This window comes from Mesorhizobium japonicum MAFF 303099, assembly GCF_000009625.1.
Lineage (GTDB): Bacteria > Pseudomonadota > Alphaproteobacteria > Rhizobiales > Rhizobiaceae > Mesorhizobium > Mesorhizobium japonicum.
Window position 1 is genome coordinate 6,309,523 of sequence record NC_002678.2, and the last position, 23,674, is coordinate 6,333,196.

Here is a 23,674-nt window from a genome sequence, read left to right on the forward strand (position 1 = left end):
GCGGCATAGCCTAGTTGGCTGCCAGCAGTCGATCCATTAGCCGATCCGCCGCTTCCGGAATAACCGTGCCCGGCGGGAAGATTTCCGCCGCGCCGGCTTGCAGCACCGCCTCGTAGTCCTGCGGCGGGATGACGCCGCCGGCCACGATCAGCATATCACCGCGGCCGAGCTTTTTCAGCGCGTCGCGCAATTCGGGGATCAGCGTCAGGTGTCCCGCCGCCAGTGATGAGGCGCCGATGATATGGACGTCATGCTGGACCGCCAGTTTCGCGATCTCTTCCGGTGTCTGGAACATCGCGCCGACAGTAACGTCGAAGCCGAGATCGGCGAAAGCGGTGGCGATCACCTTCTGCCCACGGTCGTGGCCATCCTGTCCCATCTTGGCAACGAGGATGCGCGGCTTGCCGCCGTTTTTCCTCTCGAAAGCTGCGAGCTTGTCCTGCAGCCCGTCGACCACGGGACTGTCGCCAAGCGCCTTGCGGTAGACGCCGGAAATGGTCTGCACCGTAGCGACGTGGCGGCCAAAGGCCCGCTCCAGCGCAAACGAGATCTCGCCGACTGTCGCATTGGCGCGCGCGGCGCGGACGGCGAACTCCAAAAGGTTCTCATTGCCCTGCGCGGCGCGGGTAAGCGCATCGAGCGCGCTTTCGACGGCAGCGACATCGCGCGTGCCCTTCAGCCGTTGCAGCTTGGACAATTGCCGGGCCCTGACCTCGGCATTGTCGATCTTCAGCACGTCGACCTCGATGTCGTTCTCGGGGCGATGCGCGTTGACGCCGACCAGCATCTGCTCGCCGGAATCGATGCGCGCCTGCGTGCGCGCCGCCGCTTCCTCGATGCGCAGCTTCGGAATGCCTTGTTCGGTCGCGGCGGCCATGCCACCGAGAGCCTCGACCTCCTCGATGTGGGCGAGCGCGCGCGCGGCGAGATCATGGGTCAGCCGTTCGAGATAGGCCGAGCCACCCCACGGGTCGATGATGCGCGTGGTGCCGGATTCCTTCTGCAGGATGAGCTGTGTGTTGCGGGCGATGCGCGCCGAATGGTCGGTCGGCAGCGCCATCGCCTCGTCGAAGGAATTGGTATGCAGCGACTGGGTATGCCCTTGGGTCGCGGCCATCGCCTCGATCATGGTGCGGATAATGTTGTTGTACGGGTCCTGCGCCGTCAGCGACCAGCCGGACGTCTGGCAATGGGTGCGCAGCGACAGCGAACGTTCGTCCTTGGGCGCAAAATTCTTCTTCATCAGCGTCGCCCACAGCAGGCGCGCGGCCCTGAGCTTGGCCACTTCCATGAAGAAGTTCATGCCGATCGCCCAAAAGAAGGACAGGCGTGGCGCGAAGCGGTCGATGTCGAGGCCCGCCGCAACGCCGGCGCGGGCATATTCGATGCCGTCGGCGATCGTATAGGCGAGTTCCAGGTCGGCCGTCGCACCGGCTTCCTGCATGTGGTAGCCGGAGATCGATATCGAATTGAACTTCGGCATGTTCTTCGACGTATAGGAGAAGATGTCCGACACGATCCGCATCGAGGGTTTTGGCGGGTAGATGTAGGTGTTGCGGACCATGAACTCCTTCAGAATGTCGTTCTGAATGGTTCCGGCCAGATCCTTCTGCGCGACGCCCTGCTCTTCCGCTGCGACGATGTAGAGCGCCATGATCGGCAGCACCGCCCCGTTCATCGTCATCGACACCGTCATGTCGCCGAGCGGAATGCCGTCGAACAATTGCCGCATGTCGAGGATGGAATCGATGGCGACGCCCGCCATGCCGACATCGCCGGCAACACGTGGGTGGTCGCTGTCATAGCCACGATGCGTGGCGAGATCGAAGGCGACCGACAGGCCTTTCTGGCCGGCGGCAAGATTGCGCCGGTAAAAGGCGTTGGATTCTTCGGCCGTGGAGAAGCCGGCATATTGCCGGATCGTCCAGGGCTGCTGGACATACATGGTCGGGTAGGGGCCGCGCACGAAGGGCGGCAGGCCCGGATAGGTGTCGAGATGCGGCAGGCCCTTGAGGTCGCCCTGATTGTACAGATGCTTGACGATAAGCCCTTCCGGCGTCACCCGCTGGCCCTTGACCTCGACCGGCGCGCGGCGCGGCGGCGCCCAGCCGACCTGACTGAAATCCGGGATCAAGAGGCAGCCTCGATCGATTGGTCGATGCGGGCCGGGAACAGCGCTTCACACAGGACGACGCCTTCGGTGAAGGCAGGCCGCTGCTCCGCATCCAGCGTCTCGACCGGGCTTTCGCCCTTCTGAGGATAGAGTGTGGTGCCGATGATGGCCCGTTCCCCGGCCTTGAAGGCGGCGTCGCGCCGGGCGGATGCCGCGCGAACGCGGTGTTGGATGTGTCCGTCCCGAAGGCTGGACAGCACACCGCCTTCGGCCTCGATCGCCTGCAGCTCCCCCCAGGCGGCTTCGCAAAGGTCCGCCGTCAGTGCTTCAACCGCGCCGGAGCCATAGGCGGGATCGGCGACATGATCGACGTGGCTTTCATTGGCCATGATCAGCTGGGCGTTGCGCGCGACGCGGCGGGCAAACGGCGCCGGCAGGCCGTGCGCGATCGTGTGCGGCAGGATGGAGATCGAATCGGCTCCCCCCGCCGCCGCGGCGAAGCAACTGATCGTCGTGCGCAGGATGTTGGTTTCGGGGTCCAGCGCCGTCATCATGCGGAATGACGTTTCGGCATGGATGTTGGCCGTGGAGTTGGGGATCGAGCAGGCCTCCTGCACGCGTGCCCACAGACTGCGCAAGGCCCGTACCTTGGCCATGGAGAGGAACTGGTCCTGGTCGACGCTGAGCGCAAAGCCGATATGGGGTGCGGCATAGACGAGCGGCTGCCGCGCCTTCTCGAACATTCTCAGATACGAGACCGCCGACGCCAGCATGATGCCGAGTTCCTGCGCTTCCGTGGCGCCGGCATTGTGGAAGACGCGACCGTCCGCCTCCAGAAGCACGCCCGGAACGCCCATCGAGAAGAAATGCGCCAGCGACTGGGGCATCGATTCCTGCAGCGCCTCGATCGACATGCGCAGCCGGCCGGTGCCGGCGAGGATCGCCGCCGGATCGATGCCGAAGGACAGGTTGAGTTTTGCCGGATCGGAGCGACGCTTGCTCAGGAACGCCACCAGCCAGTCGGCCATGGGGCGGCTCCACGGGTGGGTGTCGATGCGGATCTGGATCCGGTTGAGAGGCACGCCCTCCAGCACCGTTTCCAGCGCCTGTGCGGTTCTCGGCAGACCGTAGCCGAATGCGTTCGGCGCGCCTTCGAAGACGAGCGACAGTCCCGTCGCGCCCTGCGCGATATCGTCCAGGACCTGGGCCTTGGCGCGATCGATATTGGGGTCGTCGACGCGCTGGCTGACGATCCAGGGCGATCGGGGATTCGCGCGCACAAGTGGTTCGGCCCCGCTCACTCGGTCATAGAGTGGCTCGATGCGGATGGCGTCGTCGGTGTGCGAAACCAGCTTTTCCTCGAAGGATGCACCAGCCAGTGCCTTTTCCGCCAGGGCCAGCCATCGCTGGCGCTCGGCGCCAACTGGTTCGACATGCTTGGTCAAGGCTCCGGCGCCCATCCATCTTCCTCGTTCATATGGCCGCACCAGCCGGGCGGTTCAGTCTACGGTTCCCGGTCGGTTATCGCAATGCGCATCCCGGGCCTGAATTCGATCCACCGGATATAGGGCGGCTTGCATGGACGAACCATGAACGATTGCCAAACACCAGCAAAATCCGCAAGTTCCAAAATCCGATTTCGACGATAGGCCTGATTGGGACGATTGGCCCGGCTCCGGACAATTGGCATTGTCGCTGTGCGACAGCCTCACTATACCTTCGGGCAAAGGCTGGCTTTTGATACATCAGTTTGCGGAGACCCCACATATGGCTGACGATACCAGTATTTTCATCGGCGCCAGCCGCAAGCCCGACGACAGCTATCAGCGCCCGGAGCAGTTGCTGCTGCAATATGGGAATCGCCATGGCCTGGTGACCGGTGCCACCGGCACCGGCAAGACCGTCACCTTGCAGATCCTGGCCGAAGGGTTTTCGAATGCCGGCGTGCCGGTGTTCTGCGCCGATATCAAGGGCGACCTGTCCGGCATCGCGATGATGGGCACGGCGCAGGATTTCCTGGTCAAGCGGGCCGCGCAGGTCAAGCTCGACCCCTACGACTTCCAGGAATTCCCCGTCATCTTCTGGGATCTGTTCGGCGAGCAGGGCCACCCCATCCGCGCGACCATTTCGGAAATGGGACCACTTCTCCTGTCGCGGCTGATGAACCTGACCGACGCGCAGGAGGGCATCATGAACATTGCCTTCCGCATTGCCGATGAAGAGGGTCTGCTGCTTCTCGATCTCAAGGACCTGCAGGCGCTGCTTGCCAACATCGCCGAGCGCGCCGAAGAGATCAGCGCTCGCTACGGCAATGTCACCAAGCCATCGGTGGGTGCCATCCAGCGCACGCTGCTGGTGCTGGAGCAACAGGGCGCGGCCAACTTCTTCGGCGAGCCGGCTCTGCGCATCTCCGACATCATGCGCACCACGCGTGACGGTCGGGGCGCCGTCAGCGTGCTGGCCGCCGACAAGCTGATGATGAATCCGCGCCTCTACGCGACCTTCCTGCTTTGGCTGATGTCGGAGCTGTTCGAGGAACTGCCCGAAGTCGGCGATCCCGACCAGCCGAAACTGGTGTTCTTCTTCGACGAGGCGCATCTGCTGTTTGACGAGGCGCCGAAAGTGCTGATCGACCGCGTCGAGCAGGTGGTCCGCCTGATCCGCTCGAAAGGCGTCGGCGTCTATTTCGTCACGCAGAACCCCCTGGATATCCCCGAAAAGGTGCTGGCCCAGCTCGGCAATCGCGTCCAGCACGCGCTGCGCGCCTATACGCCGCGTGAGCAGCAGGCAGTCAGGACGGCAGCGGAAACGTTCCGCCCCAATCCCGATTTCGACTGCGCCACCACCATCACCCAACTCGCCACTGGCGAAGCGCTCGTCTCGACCTTGGAGGCCAAGGGCGTGCCGTCCATGGTGCAGCGCACGCTGATTCGCCCGCCATCCTCGCGGCTCGGACCCATAACTCCGGCCGAGCGGCAAAAGCTGATCGTGGAAAGCCCGGTCACCGGCCAGTATGACCAGGTCATCGACCGCGAATCGGCCTTCGAGATGTTGCAGAAAAAGGCCAGGGACGCGCAGGACGCTGAAGCGCAGGCCCAGCAGGCAGGTACAGGCGGCTCGCGCTGGACCATACCGGGCTTCGGCAACGACGATCCCGCGCCGCAGTCCGGTGGCCGCCGGGCGCCAGCGCCGCGCCCCTCCAATCGCCAGACTGTGGCCGAGGCCGCGATCAAGTCCGTGGTGCGCTCGGTCGGCTCGTCGGTCGGACGCGCCATTGTGCGCGGGATCCTGGGGAGCCTGTCGCGCGGGCGCTGAGCCTCGTCAGGGCCGGTAACGAGTCGGGCGCAACCTTGCTAGATGTTTTCGCGGGTGTAGATCTCGAAGGGCAGGATGTTTGTGAAATTCCCGCCTTCGTTCGGCGTTGAGACAGCGCGGATCATGCCGGCCAAGGTCTCTTGCGCAATGCGGGCGAGGGGGTGCGAGATGATGAAGGTCAGCGTGCCGTCGAGCAACGCCGGTCGGGTCGACTCCATCAGTTCATAGCCGACAACAACGAGGCTTCCGGCTCTGCCGGTGGAGCGTAGGGCCGCAATAGTGCCGGTGATGCCGCCGCCGGCGACATAAAGCCCAGACAGGTCCGGATTTTCGTTCAGCAGCTTTTCGGTCATCTCCTGCGCAATGGCGCTGGATTCGAAAGTCAGCAGCGGCTCGAGCAGCGTGAAGCCAGGGGCGTGCTCACGAAAATAGGAGCGAAAGCCACTCTCGTTCATCTCCTGGCACCGATAGCGGTGGTTGCCGACAAGGATGCCGAGCTTGCCGGGCGCGCGGCAGACATGCTCGAACACCCAGGCCGCGGTGCGCCCGACTTTCCAATTGTCCAATCCGATGTAGCGCACATGCCCGGTCGCCGAAATCTGCGAGATCAGCGCAAAGACCGGCACGTTGCGGGCATGCAATGTGTCCACCGCCTGGGTGACGAGGGGATGAACCGCTGCGACGACGCCAACGGCGTCGCATTCGGCGCCGAGCGCCAGCATCCGCGATGCGACGTTCTGCGGTGACAAGTCGTCGAGAAACTCGATGCGCAGCTCTATCTCGCAGTCGGGCAGGGTCGGCGCCACCGCGCGCAGCGCCTCGGCGATGTTGCGGTAGAACGCGCGGCCCGGCTGGTGCAGCAGGAAGCCAAAGCGGTAGTGGGGCCGGGCGGCCGCTATGCGGCTGCGTAGCGCGCCCATGCCGTAGAAGCCGATCTGCTCCGCCGCCAGCTTGACGCGCTCGCGCGTGCCCTGGCGGACGGCGCCAGCGCCGCTCAGCACCCGGTTGACGGTGGCCACCGAAACATTCGCCTCGGCGGCCACATCCCGGATCGTCGGCCGCTTGTTCTGATCCATTTCGTCTCATCCGCCTGTAGCAATTGATACGAAAATATCATTTGTCGTGCCAGATTGATATGAATGACACAATCCAATTGGAACAAACATTCTATTCTTGATTCATTTTGGATCAAGATGTTTATCTCGTCAAAAGCAAGCAAGGCGGACGCACCGCCAGCCCAGGGATAGCAGCAGCACAGCGCGGGACAGGTTTTCGCCCACCGCTCTCAGGCGGTGTGAGGCAGCGCGCGCGTGCGGCACATCCCAAGGCGTTGGTGCGGCATTGCGGGTGGAGGAATTGCATGGACGATCTCAAATATGGCGTGCGCGACAAGCGCGGCGACTGGAAGCCGAACGGACGCATCGAGGGGGCACCGCTATGGAACTGGCCGCCCAGGCTGCCGAAGATCCTGGCGTGGCTACCAGGCTATATCTGGCCGTGGAATGCCTTCCACATGGCCACGGCGCTGATCTACTGGTTCTATATCGTCCCCGGCGTCGAGACGATGAAGACCATCGGCTGGGGCTGGGCGCTGTGGCTCTACGCCGTCAATGCGGCGGCGATCCTCGTTTTCTACGGCATCTTCGAGCTGCGCTACTACATCAGGCGCGCCCAGGCGACACGCTTCAAGTACAACCATAAATTCCCAGCCGATGCGCCCTCCGACGTCTTCTGGTTCCAGAGCCAGAACCTCGACAATTTCCTGCGCTCGTTCTTCATCACGATTCCGCTATGGACCGTGGTCGAAGTCATCTTTCTGTGGTGCTTTGCCAATGGCTACGTGCCGTGGGTAGGCTGGCAGGATCATCCGGTCTACCTCGCCGCACTGGTGCTGATCGCGCCGGCCATCCACGAGGTGCATTTCTTCTTCATTCACCGGCTGATCCACTGGGGACCGCTCTATCGCTGGATCCATTCGGTCCACCACAATTCGATCAACCCGTCGCCCTGGTCGTCGCTGTCGATGCATCCGGTGGAAGGGTTCCTCTACCACGCGGTCGCCTTCTGGCACCTCGTCATCCCGTCCAATCCGATCGTTGCGCTGTTCCAGCTGCATGTTGCCGGCTTCGGCGCCGTCAATGGCCATCTCGGCTTCGACAAGCTGGAAGTGACCGAGGACACGGCCGTCAACAGCCATGCCTACACGCATTACCTGCACCACAAATATTTCGAGGTGAACTATGGCGGCGACGGGCTGATCCCGCTCGATAAGTGGTTCGGCACCTGGCACGACGGCACCCGAGAAGGCGAAGCCATGATGGACGCCCGCTTCCAGAAAAAGAAAAAACGCATGAACGCCAGGGCGTGAGCAACGCCGAGGCGAAGCATTCGTGACGCGCAATCGGGAGAGAGGCGCGCATGGAGCGACGAAGCAGCTGTTTTTCTAACCCGTCTGACGACGGCAACCGGGAGGAATGAAATGAAAACGATCACGAAACTGCTGACGGCGATCATGCTTGCGGGCGTGGCGGCGACATCGGCTACGTCGGCAATGGCTGACGGAGCGAAGATCTTCGTCATCGGCGGCAAGGCGGACGACCCGTTCTGGTCGAAGGTCAAGAAGGGCGCCGACGATGCCGGCAAGGTCGCCGGACTGACCGGCGGCTCGGTGACCTGGCTCGGCCCGCAGAACTACGACAATCTCGGCCCGGACGCGGCCAAGCTGATTCGCACCGCGCTCAGCCAGAAGCCGAGCGCCATTGTCGGCCCCGACTGGGTACCGGAGGCCATGGACGACGCCTTCAAGGAGGTCGTTGCCGCCGGAGTGCCGCTCATCATCTACAATTCCGGTGGCATGGACGCGGCCAAGCGGCTCGGCGCCATGAACTACGTCGGCAACGAAGAATACGCCGCAGGTCTCGGCGGCGGCACCTACTACGGCAGCCATGGTTCCAAGAACGTGCTGTGCGTCAATACCTTGCCGGGTGCCACCAACACCGAAGACCGCTGCAAGGGCATTGCCGACGCCATTGCCAAGAGCGGTGGCAAATCGACCCAATTGCCGCTGCCCTCATCCAGCTTCGGCAACCCGACCGCGGTCGCCGAGGCGATCAAGGCGGCCGTGCTGAAGGACAACACCATCGACGGCGTCATCACCATCAGTGCCGGCGATGCCAACAGCGCCGCCAACGCCATCAGCCAGGCCAATGCCGGCGACAAGGTCAAGCTCGCTTCCTTCGACATGGATGAGACCGGCCTGCAGCGCATCAAGGCCGGCACACAAATGTTCGCGGTCGACCAGCAGCCCTATCTGCAGGGCTATCTCGCGGTCTCGCTGCTGAACGGCTTCGTCAATTATGGGCTCGACCTGCCGACCAAGCCGGTGCTGACCGGACCGGGGATCGTCGACGCTGCCAATGTCGACGCGACAATGGCCGGCGCCGCAGCCGGCGCTCGCTAGCTTGCGCAGATTGGTGTCCGGCTCATCCGAGGGCCGGCATCATCTGCCCCGCGCCAGGCTCTCCATTGTTCAAGCCAGGGACATTTCGATGACATCCCAAGCCCACCACCAACCCGCGATGGCAGCCACTGCGCCACCCTCTCAGCACTCTTCGATGCCCTCGATCGGCAGTCTCGTGCGCCGGCCCGAGGTCGGTTCGCTGATCGGCATGGTCGCCGTTCTGGTCTTCTTCTCGATCTTCGGCGGCGCCAATTTCATGTCGGCCGGCGGGGCCGCGAGCTGGCTGAACGTCGCCTCGGAACTCGGCATCATCGCGCTTCCCATCGGGTTGCTGATGATCGCCGGGCATCTCGATCTCTCCGTCGGCTCGATGGTCCCCGCCAGTTCGATGACCATTGCCATCCTGTCGGGGCACTATGGCCTGCCGATCATCGTCGGAATCCTCGCCGCGCTCGGCCTTGGGCTCGCCGTCGGCTTCGTCAACGGCGTGCTGGTGATTCGCACCAAGGTGCCGTCCTTCGTCGTCACCTTGGCCACGCTGTTCGCGTTGGCCGGCCTGACACTCGGCCTCTCGGTCATCCTGTCCGGCAGCACCAGCGTCGCGCTGAAGAGCGGGCCGACCGCCAAGCTCCTGTTCGGCGACTATCTCGGCGGCAAGTTCGAGGTGACGCTGTTCTGGTGGATCGCCGCCATCCTGATCGTCGGCTTCATCCTGAATTTCTCGCGTTTCGGCAACTGGATCCTGGCCATGGGCGGTGACGCCGTCAGCGCTCGCAATGCCGGCATACCGACAGACCGGGTGACCATAGCGCTGTTCATGAGCAGCGGCCTGTGCGCCTCGTTCGTCGGCATGTCGCAGGCCATCCTATACAACAGCGCCCAGGTGGCCGCCGGGCAGTCCTTCATCTTCAATTCGATCATCGCGGTGGTCATCGGCGGCGTGCTGCTCACCGGCGGCTACGGTTCGGTGGTCGGCATCGTGCTCGGCACCCTGACCTTCGCCATCGTCAACCAGGGCATTTTCTACACCGGCTTCGACGCCAACTGGGCGAGCCTGATCATCGGTGTCCTGCTGCTGGCGGCCGTGCTGATGAACAACACTTTCCGCACCATGGCACTGACCTACGCGCCGCGCACCAAACCGAGGGCACGCTGATGACCACGCCCCTGCTCAGGCTGACTGGAATCAACAAGTCGTTCGGCCCGATCGACGTGCTCCACGACATCTCGCTCGAGGTCAACAGAGGCGAGGTGCTTTGCCTGCTCGGCGACAACGGCGCCGGCAAGTCGACGCTGATCAAAATTCTCTCCGGCGTCCACCGGCCGACATCGGGCACGATGGAAATGGACGGCAGATCGGTCGCCTTCGACAGCCCCCGCGACGCCAGCGACCATGGCATCGCCACCGTCCACCAGTTCGGCGGCACATTCCCGCTGATGAGCATCGGCCGCTCCTTCTTCGTCGGCGCCGAGCCGACGCGGCGCTGGGGGCCGCTCACCATCTACGACCGCAAGCGGGCCAACGAGATCGCCGTCACCGAGATGCGCCAGCTCGGCATCACCCGCATCGACGACGGCGATCGCCTGGTCGGCGGATTGTCCGGAGGTGAGCGACAGGCGCTGGCCATCGCGCGAGCTGTCCACTTCGGCGCCAGCGTGCTGATCCTCGATGAGCCGACCGCGGCCCTTGGCGTCAAGGAGGCGGCGCATGTCCTACGCATCGTCCTGCAGGCGCGCCGCAAGGGCATCGCGGTGATCTTCATCACCCACAATGTCGTCCATGCGCTCACCGTCGGCGACCACTTCGCCGTGCTCATCAGAGGCGCCAAGGCCGCCGACTTCCGCAAGGGCGAGAAAAGCCGCGAGGCGATCACCGACCTGATGGCGGGCGGCGAGCAGATGGCCGAACTCGAAGCCGAGATCGAGAGCTTCTCGGCGGCTGACAACGGGCATGCGCCGCAGGGCGCGAGCCATGCGTGACCAGTGAAGACGCCCATCTCTTCCTCCCGGGCATCTTCCTGTACGGCCGGCGGAATGCGTGGTCCGCCGGCCGCCTTTTTCAACCAACCAGAGAACAGACGGCGGAGTGGCAATGGCAAAGTGGATTGATGCGTGCGCGACCGATGACATTGACGAAGAAGACGTCATCCGCTTCGATCACGAGGGCCGGACATTCGCCATCTACCGCAGTCCCGACGATGCCTTCTTCTGCAGCGACGGGTTGTGCACGCATGAGAAGGTGCATCTGAGCGACGGGCTGGTTATGGAACACAGGATCGAATGCCCGAAGCACGGCGGCGTGTTCGATTACCGCACCGGCGAAGCACTACGCGCACCGGTCTGCGTGAACCTGAAAACCTACGCCACGAAGGTCGAGGACGGCCGCGTGTACATCGAGGTCTGACATGTCCGATACCTTTACGCTTGCGGCTTGCGCCGAGATGCTGTGGCGCGACAAGCCGATGGAATGGCGCGTCAAGCGCCTCACCGAGTTGGGCTTCCAGGTCGGCCTCTGGAACTGGCCGGACCATGACCTTGCGATGCTGGAAAGATCCGGCGCGACCTTCTCGATCATGAACGGCTATCTCAGCGGCAGGCTTTCTGATGACGAGGGCGCTGCCGAACTGTTGAAGACGGCGAAGGAGACGGTGGCGGTAGGCAAGCGTCTCGGCGTCGCGCGGCTCAATCTGCACGGCACGGGGCTCGGCGAAGGCGGCCTGCCGGTCACTCCTTGCGAGACCGTCACCGGCGCTATGTGGCTCAAGGCCCGCGACACGCTGAACCGCATCGCCGACCTCGCCGAGGCGGAAGGCGTGACCTTCACGCTGGAGAATTTGAACCTGCCGGTCGACCATCCCGGCGTGCCGTTTGGGCGCGCGGAAGACACGCTAGCGCTAGTGTCTGATGTCAACCGGCCTGGTCTGCGTCTCAACCTCGACCTCTACCATGCGCAGATTGGCGAAGGGAATTTGATCGAACTGTGCCGCACCTGCTTGCCCTGGATCGGCGAGGTCCAGGTGGCCGACGTGCCCGGACGCATGGAGCCCGGCAGCGGCGAGATCAATTACCGGGGTATCGCCCATGCGCTGAAGGACATGGGCTACCGCGGGCCGGTGGGCATGGAGGCGTTCGCCTCCGGCGATCCTGAGGCCGCCCTGCAAGCCTTCCGCGAAGCTTTCACCATCTGAGGGAACAAAATGGTCAGCAAAAATACCCGGCCCACCGTCGCCGACATCCGCGCCATGAAGGGCCGCGGACAGAAGTTCTCCATGCTCTACGTCACTTCGCTCGAAGAGGCGGCGGCTGCGGACGCGGCCGGCGTCGACATGCTTTCGATCGAGGGCCGCTTCTTCTCGCCCGAGATGCGCGAGGCTGCCGGCCGCTGCTTCGTACAGGTCGGGCTTCCCTACGGCCCCGCCGGCAATCTGGTTACGGCGGAGGACTATCTGAAGACCGCCTACCACTTCATGCGCATCGGCGGCGACTGCTTCTACTGCGCCGCCTCGCTCGATATCCAGAAGACGCTGTGCGACAACGCCGTGCCGGTCGTCGCCCATGTCGGCCTGATCCCTTCGCAATGCACCTGGACCGGCGGTTTCAAGGCCGTCGGCAGGACGGCCGAGAGCGCGCGTGCGGTGTGGGACCACGTCAAGCGCCTTGAAACCATCGGCTGCTTCGGCGCCGAGCTGGAAGTGGTGCCGGACCGGATCGCCGAACTGATCACCAGAAGCACGCCGATGATCATGCTTGGCATGGGCGCCGGACCGCATGCCGATGCGCAGTATTTATTCAGCGAGGACGTACTCGGCCACACCTCAGGCCACAAGCCACGCCACGCCAAGACCTACCGCAACTTCGCCGCCGAGCTTGAGCGACTGCAGCGCGAGCGCATCGCCGCCTATCGCGAGTTCATCTCCGACGTGAAGACCGGCACCTATCCCGAGCCGCAGCACGTCGTCTCGATCGCCGACGAAGAGCTCGCGGCCTTCAGGGCCCCGCTTGGCCTCTGACGGATCCCGCCCCCGAAATCGTTCTAGGCTGCGGGCACCGACAGGCGTGGCAGGAGCGACGGCTGTCCGCCGCTCTTCGACAAACTCAGAAGATCGCGTTCGTCACCGCCTTGACCGGGCCGAGCAGCACCGATCCGTCCGGCACGCCGGCGTCGATCGGGATGGCCTTGTGGTTCGCCGTCGCTGCCGCCGCCATCGGCTGGCTGGCGTCGCTGGTCACGATGACGGGGGTTTTCGAGGGCACGCGGTCGTAGAGGTCGATGATGTCCTGGTTCATCAGGCGCACGCAGCCCGACGACACCGATTTGCCGATCGACTTCCATTCCGGCGAGCCGTGCAGGCGATAGAGCGTGTCCACATTGCCCTGGAAGAGATAGAGCGCGCGGGCGCCGAGCGGGTTCTTCAGCCCGCCGGGCATGCCGCCATTGTCGGCGCTATATGGCTTCAATTCCGGCTGCCTGGCGATCATTTCATCCGGCGGCGTCCATTTCGGCCATTTCTGCTTCCACTGCACGACGGCATCGCCCGACCATTCGAAGCCGGCCCGGCCGAGACCGACGCCGTAGCGGATGGCCTGGCCGCCCGGACGAACCAGATAGAGGAAATGGCCCGTCGTATCGACGATGATCGTTCCCGGCTTCTGCCCGGTCGGGTCGGGAACGATCTGGCGCAGGAACTGTGGATCGATCCTGTCGAAGGGGATGGCCGGCAGGTCGAAGCCGCCATCGCTGACGGCCGCGTACATCGACGCATAGTCGGCGAGCGGCGGCTCGACATAGGTTGGCGGCGGCGGCGGCTCGACAGGGCCCGGTCCAGTGGTGGCGCATGCGGAAACCGCGATCGATGCGGCGCCCAATGCTGCGGCATTGAGGAAGCCGCGACGGCTCAGGCGATAGGATTCGATTTCGGTTATGGACATGACTGCCTTCTTTAAGACTCAAGTCGCAACAAAGCGTCAATATGCCGACGACCGTTGCAGGTGCCTGACAACACCTGGGGCGATAGGCGGTTCCGATTCTGGCCCGAACGTGGACAAACAAAGGCGAAGCTGTGACTGCGCCGCCACTGTGGCGCCAGGGCCACAGCTCGACAGCTCAGGCGGTGACCAGCGATTCGAGGGTCGGCAGGATCAGGGCTGGCGGAAAGTCCCGGTACTCCTCGGGCTGGTTGGAACGGTTGATCCACACCGTGCGGAAGCCGAATTTGGTGGCGCCGGCAATGTCCCAGCGATTGGAGGACTGGAAGGACACCGCGCCGGGATAGAGGCGCCAGCCAGTGGCCACCATGTCGTAGACCGCCGGATCGGTCTTGAAGCGCCGCACCGTATCGACCGAGTAGATGTCGTCCAGAACCTGGTCGAGCGCGGCGGATTTGACCGCCGCTTCCAGCATTTCGGGCGAGCCGTTGGAGAGGAGCGCCAGCCTGGCTCCAGAGGCCTTGAGCGCCTTCAGCACGGCCGGTACCTCCGGGTAGCAGTCCAACCGCCAGTAGGCTTCCAGCAGTTTTGTCCTGAGGCCGGGATCGGCGGAGGGGACCTTGCGCAAGGCGAAGTCGAGCGCCTGTTCGGTCAGCTGCCAGAAATCGGCATAGGAGCCCATCAGCGAGCGCACCCAGGAATATTCGAGCTGCTTGGCGCGCCAGATTTCGGACAGCAACTGGCCGTCAGGTCCGATCCGGTCGGCATGCCGGCGCACGGCGGCATGCACGTCGAACAGCGTGCCGTAGGCATCGAAAACATAGGCAGCGTATTGCATGGCGACAGTTTTGAGGCGAGGCGGGGCAAGGTGCAAGCCTTGATTGCATCGCGCCGCCGCTGGCCTCAACAAAACTGCCCCATGCCCGTTGACGGCAACGGCCAAAGCATCATCCAATGTCGTCACACAAGATTGATCGGAACGGGACAACGCGATGACACTGGCGGCAGCGGCGCAATCCGCGACTTGGACTTTCGTCGATGGCGACTGGTACGAAGGCAATGTCGCCATTCTGGGTCCGCGCAGCCATGCCATGTGGCTCGGTACCAGCGTGTTCGACGGGGCGCGCTGGTTCGAGGGCGTGGCGCCCGACCTCGACCTGCATGCCAGGCGTGTGAACGCCTCGGCGATCGCGCTCGGCCTCAAGCCGAACATGTCTCCCGAACAGATCGTCGGGCTGACCTGGGACGGATTGAAGAAATTTGACGGCAAGACGGCGGTCTATATCAGGCCGATGTACTGGGCCGAGCATGGTGGCTACATGGGCGTGCCCGCCGATCCCGCTTCGACCCGTTTTTGCCTTTGCCTCTATGAATCGCCGATGATCTCGCCGACCGGGTTTTCGGTGACGATGTCGCCGTTCCGGCGCCCGACGATCGAGACCATGCCGACCAACGCCAAGGCTGGGTGCCTCTATCCCAACAATGGCCGCGCCATCCTCGAAGCCAAGATGCGCGGCTTCGACAATGCTTTGGTTTTGGACATGCTGGGTAATGTCGCCGAGACCGGAAGCTCCAACATCTTCCTGGTCAAGGATGGCCACGTGCTGACCCCGGCGCCGAACGGCACCTTCCTGTCCGGGATCACACGCTCGCGCACGATGACGTTGCTGGGCGAGTACGGATTCAAGACGACGGAAAAGACGCTGTCGGTGCGCGATTTCCTCGAAGCGGACGAAATATTCTCGACCGGCAACCATTCCAAGGTGGTGCCGATCACCCGCATCGAGGATCGCAATCTGCAACCCGGCCCGGTGGCCAAAAAGGCGCGCGAGCTTTATTGGGATTGGGCGCATTCGGCGTCGGCCGGCTGACGCGCCGGTCCGGCCTTTTTGTCGCTGCGCGCTTCGCCGCAGGAAAACCGTGTGACAGTTTTCCGGAACCCGCCTAGAAAGGGGACCGGCGCTTCATTCCGGAGTTGTTCCAGCTCAATCCAGTCCTATCTTAATCCGGTATCCGCACCGGATTTTTCCACGAGGGAGTACTACCCATGGCTTTTGAATTGCCCGCTCTGCCCTACGACTATGAGGCCTTGCAGCCTTACATGTCGAAAGAGACGCTGGAATATCACCACGACAAGCATCACAAGGCCTATGTCGACAATGGCAACAAGCTGGCTGCCGAGGCCGGAATGGGTGATCTGTCGGTCGAAGAGGTGGTCAAGCAGTCGTTCGGCAAGAATGCCGGTCTCTTCAACAATGCCGCGCAGCACTACAATCACATCCATTTCTGGAAGTGGATGAAGAAGGGCGGCGGCGGCAACAAGCTGCCGGCCGCGCTGCAGAAGGCTTTCGACAGCGATCTGGGCGGCTACGACAAGTTCAAGGCTGATTTTGTCGCCGCCGGCACGACGCAGTTCGGTTCGGGCTGGGCCTGGGTGTCCGTCAAGGACGGCAAGCTGGCGATCTCGAAGACCCCGAACGGCGAAAATCCGCTCGTTCATGGCGCCTCACCGATCCTCGGCGTCGACGTCTGGGAACACTCCTATTACATCGACTACCGCAACGCCCGCCCGAAATATCTCGAGGCCTTCGTCGACAGCCTGATCAACTGGGATCATGTGCTGGAGCTCTACGAAAAGGCAAAGTGATCGACAATCAGAAAGGCCCCGGCAATCCGGGGCCTTTCTTTTTCCGTATCGATCAGTGGCTGCGAAGGCCCGGAAAAAACCATCCGAGCAGAGGGAATATTCCGTCGGCCGCGTCCGTTAACGTCGTGTCCCAAATACCTTCATCACGGAGCCAAATGAATGAGAAAGCTTGTCATCGCCATCTCAATGCTCGCCTTCGCCGGTTCGGCGGCCTTTGCCGATCCGATCCTCGACCGGCAGGCTCTGATGAAGGAACGCGGAAAGATCGTCGGCGGGTTGGCGAAGGTCGCCAAGGGCGAGGATCCCTTTGATGCCGCGGCCGTGCTGACACAACTCCAGGCGTTGCAGGCGAATGCCGAGAAGCTCGACGTCGATGCGTTGTTCCCTGCCGGCAGCGATGCCGGCGACACCACGGCGGGGCCGAAGATCTGGGAAGACATGGCCGGCTTCAAGGCTACCGAGGACAAATATCTCGCCGACGTCAAGGCCGCCACCGCTGCTGCTCCCGGCGACGTTGATGCCCTGAAGGGGCAGATCAACACCCTCGGCGGCGATTGCGGCACCTGTCACCAGACCTACAGGGTGAAAAAAGGCTGATAGCCGGCGATGCCCTGGCTAAAAAAACTCGTCGGCGCCGTCGTCGTCCTGGGCGGTGTCGGCGCGGTCGCCGGCTGGGTCCTGTCGGCACCGGCCAAGCTGGACGCGACGGCCCTGGCGCAACTCGGGCCGGGCGACGCGACTAAGGGCAAGCGCATTTTCTATGCCGGCGGCTGCACCTCCTGCCACGCGAAGCCGGGTTCGCAGGGCGATGCGCGGCTTCAACTGGTCGGTGGTCTCCAGCTCAAGACGCCGTTCGGCACCTTTGTTCCGCCCAACATTTCGCAAGACCCTAAAGATGGCATCGGTGCGTGGTCGGTCGAGGATCTTGCCAACGCCATGCTCAAGGGCGTTTCGCCGTCCGGCGAGCATTTCTACCCGGCCTTTCCCTATGCGTCCTATGCCCGCATGAAGCCTTCGGACATTGCCGACCTCTATGCCTTCCTGAAGACGCTGCCCGCCGTCGCCGGCAAGGCGCCGGACAATTCGCTCGGTTTCCCCTTCAACATCCGTCGCGGCATCGGCCTGTGGAAACGGCTTTATCTCAGCGACCAGCCTGTTGTTGCGCTGGCCGATGGCGAGCCTGAGCCGGTCATGGCCGGCCGCTATCTGGTCGAAGGGCCCGGCCATTGCGGTGAATGCCACAGCCCGCGCGACTTCGCAGGCGGCACCAAGAAAAGCGAGTGGCTGGCAGGTGCCGTGGCCGCCGAGGGCAGTGGAATTGTGCCGAACATCACATCGGGCAAGGGCGGCCTCGCCAACTGGTCGGAAGCCGACATAGCCAACTATCTCGAAACCGGCTTCACGCCCAATTTCGATTCCGTCGGGGGCGCGATGGTCGACGTGCAGCGCAACATGGCCGCGCTGACACCGGAGGATCGGGCCTCGATCGCCGCCTATCTCAAGGCGGTACCGCCGCATCCCAACGGTTATCCGGCGCGTAAGCCGGCGAGCTGATTGTCGACTAGAGGTGCCGGTCGCCGAGGAAATCGAAGCCTGCCTCGAAGAAATGATTGTAGTTGCAGGTCAGTTCCTCGCCGGGCGCGATGTCGCGCAAGGCATAGGTTTCCTCTGGCGACGAGACATCGCAATTCGGCTCGTCGTCATGGTTCATGTAGCGGGCGTCGTCGGCTTCGAAGACGATGTAGGCCGGATCGCGCCGGTCCGGGTAGGAATAGCGGTCGAGATAGTTCTTCACCGGCCCGCTCTCGCCCTCATAGGTCTCGACGTCGATGATCCGGTCGAAGCGGGGGTCGAGCTTCCAGATCAGCGTGCCCATGGGGATGTGGTGCTTGGCAAAGACGCCAATGCCCTGGATCGGCGATTTGTCGAGATAGACGTCGACGAGCAGCATAATGGACCCTTGTGCGCGTGCGGGCTTCATCGCCCGGGAAAGTCGTGCAGGGGTAACGCGCGACCATCGCAATTGCGAGGGGAAATAAGCAATGCGGAATTCAAAAAGTCATGATCGCTGAACCCAAAAGTGAACGTGCTGTCCGGAGCCTCAGCGTTGCTGCAAGGCCAGGCGCACGCCCAAGGCACAGTAGATGCCGCCGACAACCTTGCCCTGCCATTTCAGCACGGTCGGATTTCGGCGCAGGAAAGAGCCGAGGCGACCGGCGCTCACGGCAAAGACGACCGTGCTGAAAAGGCCGAGCACGACGAAGACAATTCCCAGCACGGCCAATTGAAGCATCACCGTTCCGTTTTCGGGCCGTACGAACTGAGGCAGGAATGCTAGGAAAAACAGTGCGGTCTTGGGGTTGAGCACTTCGGTCAGGACGGCCTGCCGAAACGCCTTGCCGGCGGAGATCGCAAGCGCGCCGGCAGAGGGATCGGCCGGCGTTTTCTCGATGATGGCGCGAATGCCGAGGTAAACGAGGTAGGCCGCACCGATATATTTTACGATGCTGAACAGCGTCGCCGAGGTGGCGATGATCGCCGAGATGCCGAGTATCGCCATGACAGTGTGAAAAATGTCGCCGGCCGCGATCCCGGCGCCGGTCGCGATCCCGACCTTCGTTCCCGAACTCGTTGCCCGAGCGATCGTCAGCAGCGTGGCCGGACCTGGAATAAAGACAAAGCCGAGCACGACGGCGGTATAGGCGATCGATGTCGACAAATCGATCATCGGAGGGTCTCCTCGATAAGCTGCGCCTTGCCTGTAACCTTCAGCGCGAAGGAATAGGTATAGGCGATCTCCTCCAGCCTTGAAAACCGGCCGGAGGCCCCGGCATGACCGGAATCCATGTTGATCTTGAACAGCACCGGATTGTCGCCGCTCTTGCGGTCGCGCAGCCGCGCCACCCATTTGGCCGGTTCCCAATAGGTGACGCGCGGATCGGTGAGGCCGGCGAGCGCCAGGATCGGCGGATAGTCGAGGGCCGCGACATTGTCGTAAGGCGAGTAGGCGGCGATGGTGCGGTAGTCATCGGCGGACGCGATCGGATTGCCCCATTCCGGCCATTCCGGCGGCGTCAGCGGCAAGGTCGCGTCGAGCATGGTGGTGAGCACGTCGACGAAGGGAACCTCGGCGACGATGCCGCCAAAACAGTCGGGCGCCATGTTGGCGATGGCGCCCATCAGCATGCCGCCGGCCGAGCCGCCTTGCGCGACTATGCGGTCATGCGCGCTATAGCGCTCGGCAACGAGATGGCGCGCACAGGCGATGAAATCCGTAAACGTGTTCATCTTGTGCGCCCGCTTGCCGTCATCGTACCAGCCATAGCCCTTGTCCTTGCCGCCGCGGACATGGGCGATGGCGTAGACGAAGCCGCGGTCGACCAGAGACAGGCAGTTGGTGTTGAAGGCCGCCGGCACTGTGATGCCGTAGGAGCCGTAGCCGTAGAGCAGGCAAGGGGCTGATCCGTCGAGCGGCGTGTCTCGATGGTGCAGAAGCGAGATCGGCACCAGCTCGCCATCGGCGGCCGGCGCCATCAGCCGCCTGGTGACATAATGGTCCGCATCGTGGCCGGATGGCACCTCCTGGGTCTTGAGCAGCGCACGTTCGCGGGTGCGCATATTGTAGTCGAACACCTGCGCCGGCGTCGTCATCGACGAATAGGAAAAGCGCATGATCTCGGTGTCGTATTCATAGGAACCAGACAGGCCGAGCGAGAAAGCCTCCTCATCGAGAGACAGGAGATGCTCTTCGCCAGTGATACGGTCGCGCACGACGATGCGCGGCAGGCCCTCCTTGCGCTCGAGCCGGACCATATGGTCCTTGAAGCCGATCACCGACAGGATCAGCCGGCCCGGCTCGTGCGGTACCAGCTCCCGCCAGTTGGCGCGGACCGGATCGCTTGCCGGCGCCGTCATGATCTTGAAGTCCTTGGCGCCGTCCGCATTGGTCAGGATGAAGAAGACGTCGCCGCCTTCCTCCAGCTCATACTGAAGGCCGGTCTCGCGCGCCGAAACAACCTTGGGTTCGGCAAACGGATCGCTGGCGCTCAACAGGCGATATTCCGAAGTCTCGTGATCGTTGATGCCGATCATGATCCATTGGTTGTCGCGGGTGCCGTCGACATTCATGAAGAAGCCGGGATCGGTTTCCTCATAGATCAGGCGGTCGGTTCCAGGGTCTTGTCCAAGCGCGTGGAACAGCACCTTGGACGGGCGGTGGTTGGGATCGAGGCGGGTGTAGAAGAAACCGTCATTGCCTGCGTCCCAAACGCCCGACCCGCCTGTCGCGGGAATCTGGTCCGCCAGTTCCTTGCCATCGGCAAGGTCGCGCACGCGCAACGTGTAGAACTCGGAACCCTTGTCGTCGAATGCCCACAACAGCTTGCGGTGATCGGCCGAATGGTCGACACCGCCGAGCCGGAAATAGGCCTTGCCTTCCGCCTCGAGGTCGCCGTCGAGCAGGATCTGCTCGGTTCCGCCCTCGCGCGGCAAGCGGAAATAGCGCGGCTGCTCGCCGCCAAGCTTGAAGGAAGACCCATAGGCATAGGGCCCGTCCTTCATCGGAACGGAAGAATCGTCTTCCTTGATGCGGCCCTTCATCTCCTTGAAAAGCTGCTTCCGCAGGTCTGAAGTATCGGCCATCAGCTTCGACTGGTAGGCATTCTCGGCTTCGAGTTCGGCGCGGATCCCTGCATCGAGCAGGGAGGGGTCCCGAAACATCTCTTGCCAGTTGTCGGCCCGCAGCCAGGCATATTCGTCGGTTCGCGTGATGCCGTGATGCGTCTCGTAAACCGGCCGCTTCTGCGGTGTCGGCGGGCTGACGATCGGAAATCGGGAAGTCTTGGTCATTGCGTCTCGCTTGGGAACTATCTTGAAGGATGAATGAACACGCCGATCAGGGTGGGTTCAAGGACCGTAACCTAGGGGTGGTGTCGGCTCCATGAGGTGGGCCGGGGGGAAAGATGATGACTATTCGATCTCGGCTCGCTGCGACGTTCGCCGTTGCTTCGCTGACTCTGGTCTTTGCCGGCCAGTCTCATGCGGCCGTATTCGCGGCTTGGCAAGTGGCCAATGTGCCGTTCGGTGACACGCTCAACGTGCGCCAATATCCGTCCGGCACCTCCCAGAAGCAGGCTGCATACCCCAACGGGACCGTCCTTCAGATGACAGGACGATGCACCGGCGGCGTAAACCTGCTCGACATCACTAATAAGCCGGCATGGAAGCAACAGCAGACGGTTCGCTATCGCTGGTGCGAAGTCTCGCACGACCCGGCCAAGAACGGCGCTTTCATCACCAACTGCGCCTATGGCAAGTACATCACCCCGTATTGATCGACGGTCGTCGATTGATCGTGATGCGGCCGGCGGCACATACCGCCTGGTAGTCTGCGAAAAGGTGAGTGGCAACCTGCGGTTTTGTGGACAGATATGAACAACCAAGATTGACGGCGCCCTGGCAAAAGCAAACCAGAGCATTGAAAGTCGCTTTGTGAGTTATCGCGAATGTAACGATCAGCTGACGTTACGTCAGGCAATGGCGGTTTGGCGGGCGAAATATCGAAAAATTACATGATGCACGAAAGATTGAAGCTGATTGGCGAATAGTTGATCATATTTCGTAAATATAATGCAAAGGGTGAATTGACTTACTTGCCCTATGGTCGCATTGATGTGCCCGCGACACGAATCGTAGAAACTCTACCTGCTCAAAATTCGTGCGATGCCCTGCCTGTAAAAAAGGGCGCATGTCGACGTAACTCTTGTTGGGGCCTGAAGACCATGGATATTGTCGAAACACCTTCCAGAAACAACGATGCGCTGATCGAGCTGACCGCTGATGTGGTGGCTGCCTATGTCAGCAACAACCCCGTGCCGGTCGGCGAATTGCCGAACCTCATATCGGATGTCCATGCCGCTCTCGGGCGTGTGGGCGGAACCGCCGAACAGCCTCCTGCCGACAAGCAGAAGCCGGCTGTCAACCCGAAGCGCTCGGTTCATGACGACTACATTGTCTGTCTTGAGGACGGCAAGAAGTTCAAGTCGCTCAAGCGTCACCTGATGACCCACTATGATCTGACGCCGGACCAGTATCGCGAAAAGTGGAATCTCGACCCGAGCTATCCGATGGTTGCTCCGAACTATGCGGCAGCCCGTTCGCAGCTCGCCAAGAAGATGGGCCTTGGCCGCAAGCGCAAGGCGCGGTAATCGCTGTTCCGTCAGGTCGAACCGACGTCGACGGCGCCTTCGGGCGCCGTTTGATTTTGAGAACAGGATTGCCGGCTGGCTGGAGGGTGTCAGGCGGTCTGCTTGAGTGCCATCTCGGCATCGCGCTTGATGCGCTTGACCATCGAGCGAAGGCCATTGGCGCGCTGTGGCGACAGGTGCTCATCCAGGCCGAGTGCCTTCAGTGTCGCTTCCGCATCGGTTTTCTGGATTTCGCTGGCGGTCCGTCCGGAAAACAGCGCCAGCATGATGGCGACCAGCCCGCGCACGATATGAGCGTCCGAATCCCCCGTGAACGTGATGACCGGATCGCTGCCTGGCCCCCGCTCGGTGGTCAGCCAGACCTGGCTGACGCAACCCGGCACCTTGTTGGCGGCGTTGCGCTCCTTATCGGGTAAGGGAGGCAGCGCCTCGCCGAGCTCGATGACGTAGCGATAGCGGTCCTCCCATTCGTCAAGGAAGGAGAAGTCGTCGCGGATCGTCTGGATCGTGGTCGTCATGACCCGGATATAGTCACGCGGCGGCCCCGCGTCACGGAAAAAACAAGGACACCGCAGGCGTCGAGAGGGCAGACGGCCCGCGGTGCGCCGTCGAGACGGCTTAATTCTTGACCGGCAGGTTGACGGTCTCGGGCAGAACGATCTCTTCCGCCACGCTGCCCGTCATTGTCGAGGTATCGGGGCTGGCGGACTTGTCGTCCAGCATGGCGGCCGCAATCTTGGCGGTTTCCTTGGCGCGCGCGGTGATGGTGTGCATCGCCGATTTGCCGGTCTCACAGACATCGGGCTTGCGCTCGCAGATGCCGGCAATGTCGCCAACCGCGTCGCGTGCCGCGAAAAGGGCCTGGATAGGCCCGACGCTTTCCTGCCCCGGCTCGTCGGAACCGACACTCAGCGGCAGCGCCAAAAGCACCAGTGAAAACCAGAAAGCCATTCTTATCAGGAAGAACATGCCTTGCCTCTCGTCGTGACCGGATCATGCATCATATG

24 protein-coding genes are annotated in these 23,674 nt (G+C 62.7%); 14 read left to right on the top strand and 10 right to left on the bottom strand.

Translation table 11 applies throughout. The annotated features are described in order from the left end of the window. Positions 1 to 10 precede the first annotated feature (10 nt). Positions 11 to 2,134, bottom strand: a complete 2,124-nt coding sequence (scpA, locus tag MAFF_RS31065) for a methylmalonyl-CoA mutase (RefSeq protein WP_044549788.1) — start codon at positions 2,132 to 2,134, stop codon at positions 11 to 13. Then, complete coding sequence (locus tag MAFF_RS31070) at positions 2,131 to 3,573, bottom strand: methylmalonyl-CoA mutase subunit beta (protein ID WP_044549790.1); 1,443 nt, start codon at positions 3,571 to 3,573, stop codon at positions 2,131 to 2,133. Before MAFF_RS31070 ends, scpA begins: the two co-directional genes overlap by 4 nt. 307 nt (positions 3,574 to 3,880) lie before the next feature. On the opposite strand from MAFF_RS31070, the gene MAFF_RS31075 reads away from it, so the two are divergent. Continuing rightward, a complete protein-coding gene (locus MAFF_RS31075) occupies positions 3,881 to 5,428 on the top strand; it encodes a helicase HerA-like C-terminal domain-containing protein (RefSeq protein ID WP_010914995.1) in 1,548 nt (515 codons plus the stop codon). Between the two features lie 38 nt (positions 5,429 to 5,466). Here MAFF_RS31075 and MAFF_RS31080 read toward each other — a convergent pair whose 3' ends face one another. After that, the gene (locus tag MAFF_RS31080; RefSeq protein WP_010914996.1) at positions 5,467 to 6,504 is read right to left on the bottom strand and encodes a LacI family DNA-binding transcriptional regulator; all 1,038 of its coding nucleotides are present in this window, start codon (positions 6,502 to 6,504) and stop codon (positions 5,467 to 5,469) included. A 284-nt stretch (positions 6,505 to 6,788) separates the two neighbouring features. Here MAFF_RS31080 and MAFF_RS31085 point away from each other — a divergent pair, with 284 nt between their 5' ends. From MAFF_RS31085 to MAFF_RS31115, 7 genes are all read left to right on the top strand, one after another. Then, a complete protein-coding gene (locus MAFF_RS31085; RefSeq protein WP_032929432.1) occupies positions 6,789 to 7,796 on the top strand; it encodes a sterol desaturase family protein in 1,008 nt (335 codons plus the stop codon). A gap of 111 nt (positions 7,797 to 7,907) precedes the next feature. Further along, positions 7,908 to 8,888 (top strand): sugar ABC transporter substrate-binding protein, encoded by a 981-nt coding sequence (locus MAFF_RS31090; protein ID WP_010914998.1) that lies wholly within the window; start codon positions 7,908 to 7,910, stop codon positions 8,886 to 8,888. Between the two features lie 154 nt (positions 8,889 to 9,042). Beyond that, complete coding sequence (locus tag MAFF_RS31095) at positions 9,043 to 10,044, top strand: ABC transporter permease (protein WP_044549793.1); 1,002 nt, start codon at positions 9,043 to 9,045, stop codon at positions 10,042 to 10,044. Continuing rightward, entirely contained in the window at positions 10,044 to 10,868 is an 825-nt protein-coding gene (locus MAFF_RS31100; protein WP_010915000.1) for an ATP-binding cassette domain-containing protein, read from the top strand. The genes MAFF_RS31095 and MAFF_RS31100 overlap by 1 nt, the downstream gene beginning before the upstream one ends. 112 nt (positions 10,869 to 10,980) lie before the next feature. Continuing rightward, complete coding sequence (locus tag MAFF_RS31105) at positions 10,981 to 11,292, top strand: MocE family 2Fe-2S type ferredoxin (protein WP_010915001.1); 312 nt, start codon at positions 10,981 to 10,983, stop codon at positions 11,290 to 11,292. Between the two features lies 1 nt (position 11,293). Continuing rightward, entirely contained in the window at positions 11,294 to 12,076 is a 783-nt protein-coding gene (locus MAFF_RS31110) for a hydroxypyruvate isomerase family protein (protein WP_010915002.1), read from the top strand. 9 nt (positions 12,077 to 12,085) lie between these two features. Next, on the top strand, positions 12,086 to 12,898 hold the full coding sequence (locus tag MAFF_RS31115; RefSeq protein WP_010915003.1) for a 3-methyl-2-oxobutanoate hydroxymethyltransferase: 813 nt from the start codon (positions 12,086 to 12,088) through the stop codon (positions 12,896 to 12,898). 85 nt (positions 12,899 to 12,983) lie between these two features. Here MAFF_RS31115 and MAFF_RS31120 read toward each other — a convergent pair whose 3' ends face one another. Next, a complete protein-coding gene (locus MAFF_RS31120) occupies positions 12,984 to 13,817 on the bottom strand; it encodes a L,D-transpeptidase (protein ID WP_010915004.1) in 834 nt (277 codons plus the stop codon). 175 nt (positions 13,818 to 13,992) lie between these two features. Then, positions 13,993 to 14,652, bottom strand: a complete 660-nt coding sequence (locus tag MAFF_RS31125; RefSeq protein WP_010915005.1) for a haloacid dehalogenase type II — start codon at positions 14,650 to 14,652, stop codon at positions 13,993 to 13,995. Between the two features lie 154 nt (positions 14,653 to 14,806). Here MAFF_RS31125 and MAFF_RS31130 point away from each other — a divergent pair, with 154 nt between their 5' ends. The 4 genes from MAFF_RS31130 (at position 14,807) to MAFF_RS31145 (ending at position 18,015) form a co-directional block, all read left to right on the top strand. Further along, positions 14,807 to 15,685: a branched-chain amino acid aminotransferase gene (locus tag MAFF_RS31130; RefSeq protein WP_010915006.1), complete on the top strand. Its 879-nt coding sequence runs from the start codon at positions 14,807 to 14,809 to the stop codon at positions 15,683 to 15,685. Positions 15,686 to 15,861: 176 nt separating this feature from the next. Then, a complete protein-coding gene (locus MAFF_RS31135) occupies positions 15,862 to 16,461 on the top strand; it encodes a superoxide dismutase (protein WP_010915007.1) in 600 nt (199 codons plus the stop codon). A 159-nt stretch (positions 16,462 to 16,620) separates the two neighbouring features. After that, the gene (locus MAFF_RS31140) at positions 16,621 to 17,058 is read left to right on the top strand and encodes a c-type cytochrome (RefSeq protein WP_032929443.1); all 438 of its coding nucleotides are present in this window, start codon (positions 16,621 to 16,623) and stop codon (positions 17,056 to 17,058) included. Between the two features lie 9 nt (positions 17,059 to 17,067). Then, positions 17,068 to 18,015: a cytochrome c gene (locus tag MAFF_RS31145; protein WP_010915009.1), complete on the top strand. Its 948-nt coding sequence runs from the start codon at positions 17,068 to 17,070 to the stop codon at positions 18,013 to 18,015. Positions 18,016 to 18,022: 7 nt separating this feature from the next. Here MAFF_RS31145 and MAFF_RS31150 read toward each other — a convergent pair whose 3' ends face one another. The 3 genes from MAFF_RS31150 to MAFF_RS31160 all read right to left on the bottom strand — a co-directional run bounded on the left by MAFF_RS31150 (position 18,023) and on the right by MAFF_RS31160 (position 21,309). Then, on the bottom strand, positions 18,023 to 18,412 hold the full coding sequence (locus tag MAFF_RS31150; RefSeq protein WP_032929445.1) for an SET domain-containing protein: 390 nt from the start codon (positions 18,410 to 18,412) through the stop codon (positions 18,023 to 18,025). A gap of 150 nt (positions 18,413 to 18,562) precedes the next feature. Then, positions 18,563 to 19,189: a LysE family translocator gene (locus MAFF_RS31155; protein WP_010915011.1), complete on the bottom strand. Its 627-nt coding sequence runs from the start codon at positions 19,187 to 19,189 to the stop codon at positions 18,563 to 18,565. After that, positions 19,186 to 21,309 (bottom strand): S9 family peptidase, encoded by a 2,124-nt coding sequence (locus tag MAFF_RS31160; RefSeq protein ID WP_010915012.1) that lies wholly within the window; start codon positions 21,307 to 21,309, stop codon positions 19,186 to 19,188. The genes MAFF_RS31155 and MAFF_RS31160 overlap by 4 nt, the downstream gene beginning before the upstream one ends. Before the next feature lie 116 nt (positions 21,310 to 21,425). Between MAFF_RS31160 and MAFF_RS31165 the strand changes: the two genes are divergently transcribed. Both MAFF_RS31165 and MAFF_RS31170 read left to right on the top strand, forming a co-directional pair. After that, positions 21,426 to 21,794 (top strand): hypothetical protein, encoded by a 369-nt coding sequence (locus MAFF_RS31165; protein ID WP_080512131.1) that lies wholly within the window; start codon positions 21,426 to 21,428, stop codon positions 21,792 to 21,794. Positions 21,795 to 22,241: 447 nt separating this feature from the next. Beyond that, complete coding sequence (locus MAFF_RS31170) at positions 22,242 to 22,667, top strand: MucR family transcriptional regulator (RefSeq protein ID WP_010915014.1); 426 nt, start codon at positions 22,242 to 22,244, stop codon at positions 22,665 to 22,667. Between the two features lie 89 nt (positions 22,668 to 22,756). On the opposite strand, the gene MAFF_RS31175 is transcribed toward MAFF_RS31170, so the two are convergent. After that, positions 22,757 to 23,185 (bottom strand): SufE family protein, encoded by a 429-nt coding sequence (locus MAFF_RS31175; RefSeq protein ID WP_010915015.1) that lies wholly within the window; start codon positions 23,183 to 23,185, stop codon positions 22,757 to 22,759. Positions 23,186 to 23,285: 100 nt separating this feature from the next. Beyond that, positions 23,286 to 23,636: a DUF5330 domain-containing protein gene (locus MAFF_RS31180; RefSeq protein WP_010915016.1), complete on the bottom strand. Its 351-nt coding sequence runs from the start codon at positions 23,634 to 23,636 to the stop codon at positions 23,286 to 23,288. Positions 23,637 to 23,674 lie beyond the last annotated feature (38 nt).

Excerpts from the sequence above, each read along its gene's own strand:
- MAFF_RS31070 (WP_044549790.1), bottom strand. The coding sequence starts at position 3,573 with ATGGGCGCCGGAGCCTTGACCAAGCATGTCGAACCAGTTGGCGCCGAG.
- MAFF_RS31075 (WP_010914995.1), top strand. The coding sequence starts at position 3,881 with ATGGCTGACGATACCAGTATTTTCATCGGCGCCAGCCGCAAGCCCGAC.
- MAFF_RS31080 (WP_010914996.1), bottom strand. The coding sequence starts at position 6,504 with ATGGATCAGAACAAGCGGCCGACGATCCGGGATGTGGCCGCCGAGGCG.
- MAFF_RS31085 (WP_032929432.1), top strand. The coding sequence starts at position 6,789 with ATGGACGATCTCAAATATGGCGTGCGCGACAAGCGCGGCGACTGGAAG.
- MAFF_RS31090 (WP_010914998.1), top strand. The coding sequence starts at position 7,908 with ATGAAAACGATCACGAAACTGCTGACGGCGATCATGCTTGCGGGCGTG.
- MAFF_RS31095 (WP_044549793.1), top strand. The coding sequence starts at position 9,043 with ATGCCCTCGATCGGCAGTCTCGTGCGCCGGCCCGAGGTCGGTTCGCTG.
- MAFF_RS31100 (WP_010915000.1), top strand. The coding sequence starts at position 10,044 with ATGACCACGCCCCTGCTCAGGCTGACTGGAATCAACAAGTCGTTCGGC.
- MAFF_RS31105 (WP_010915001.1), top strand. The coding sequence starts at position 10,981 with ATGGCAAAGTGGATTGATGCGTGCGCGACCGATGACATTGACGAAGAA.
- MAFF_RS31110 (WP_010915002.1), top strand. The coding sequence starts at position 11,294 with ATGTCCGATACCTTTACGCTTGCGGCTTGCGCCGAGATGCTGTGGCGC.
- MAFF_RS31115 (WP_010915003.1), top strand. The coding sequence starts at position 12,086 with ATGGTCAGCAAAAATACCCGGCCCACCGTCGCCGACATCCGCGCCATG.
- MAFF_RS31120 (WP_010915004.1), bottom strand. The coding sequence starts at position 13,817 with ATGTCCATAACCGAAATCGAATCCTATCGCCTGAGCCGTCGCGGCTTC.
- MAFF_RS31125 (WP_010915005.1), bottom strand. The coding sequence starts at position 14,652 with ATGCAATACGCTGCCTATGTTTTCGATGCCTACGGCACGCTGTTCGAC.
- MAFF_RS31130 (WP_010915006.1), top strand. The coding sequence starts at position 14,807 with ATGACACTGGCGGCAGCGGCGCAATCCGCGACTTGGACTTTCGTCGAT.
- MAFF_RS31135 (WP_010915007.1), top strand. The coding sequence starts at position 15,862 with ATGGCTTTTGAATTGCCCGCTCTGCCCTACGACTATGAGGCCTTGCAG.
- MAFF_RS31140 (WP_032929443.1), top strand. The coding sequence starts at position 16,621 with ATGAGAAAGCTTGTCATCGCCATCTCAATGCTCGCCTTCGCCGGTTCG.
- MAFF_RS31145 (WP_010915009.1), top strand. The coding sequence starts at position 17,068 with ATGCCCTGGCTAAAAAAACTCGTCGGCGCCGTCGTCGTCCTGGGCGGT.
- MAFF_RS31150 (WP_032929445.1), bottom strand. The coding sequence starts at position 18,412 with ATGCTGCTCGTCGACGTCTATCTCGACAAATCGCCGATCCAGGGCATT.
- MAFF_RS31155 (WP_010915011.1), bottom strand. The coding sequence starts at position 19,189 with ATGATCGATTTGTCGACATCGATCGCCTATACCGCCGTCGTGCTCGGC.
- MAFF_RS31160 (WP_010915012.1), bottom strand. The coding sequence starts at position 21,309 with ATGACCAAGACTTCCCGATTTCCGATCGTCAGCCCGCCGACACCGCAG.
- MAFF_RS31165 (WP_080512131.1), top strand. The coding sequence starts at position 21,426 with ATGACTATTCGATCTCGGCTCGCTGCGACGTTCGCCGTTGCTTCGCTG.
- MAFF_RS31170 (WP_010915014.1), top strand. The coding sequence starts at position 22,242 with ATGGATATTGTCGAAACACCTTCCAGAAACAACGATGCGCTGATCGAG.
- MAFF_RS31175 (WP_010915015.1), bottom strand. The coding sequence starts at position 23,185 with ATGACGACCACGATCCAGACGATCCGCGACGACTTCTCCTTCCTTGAC.
- MAFF_RS31180 (WP_010915016.1), bottom strand. The coding sequence starts at position 23,636 with ATGTTCTTCCTGATAAGAATGGCTTTCTGGTTTTCACTGGTGCTTTTG.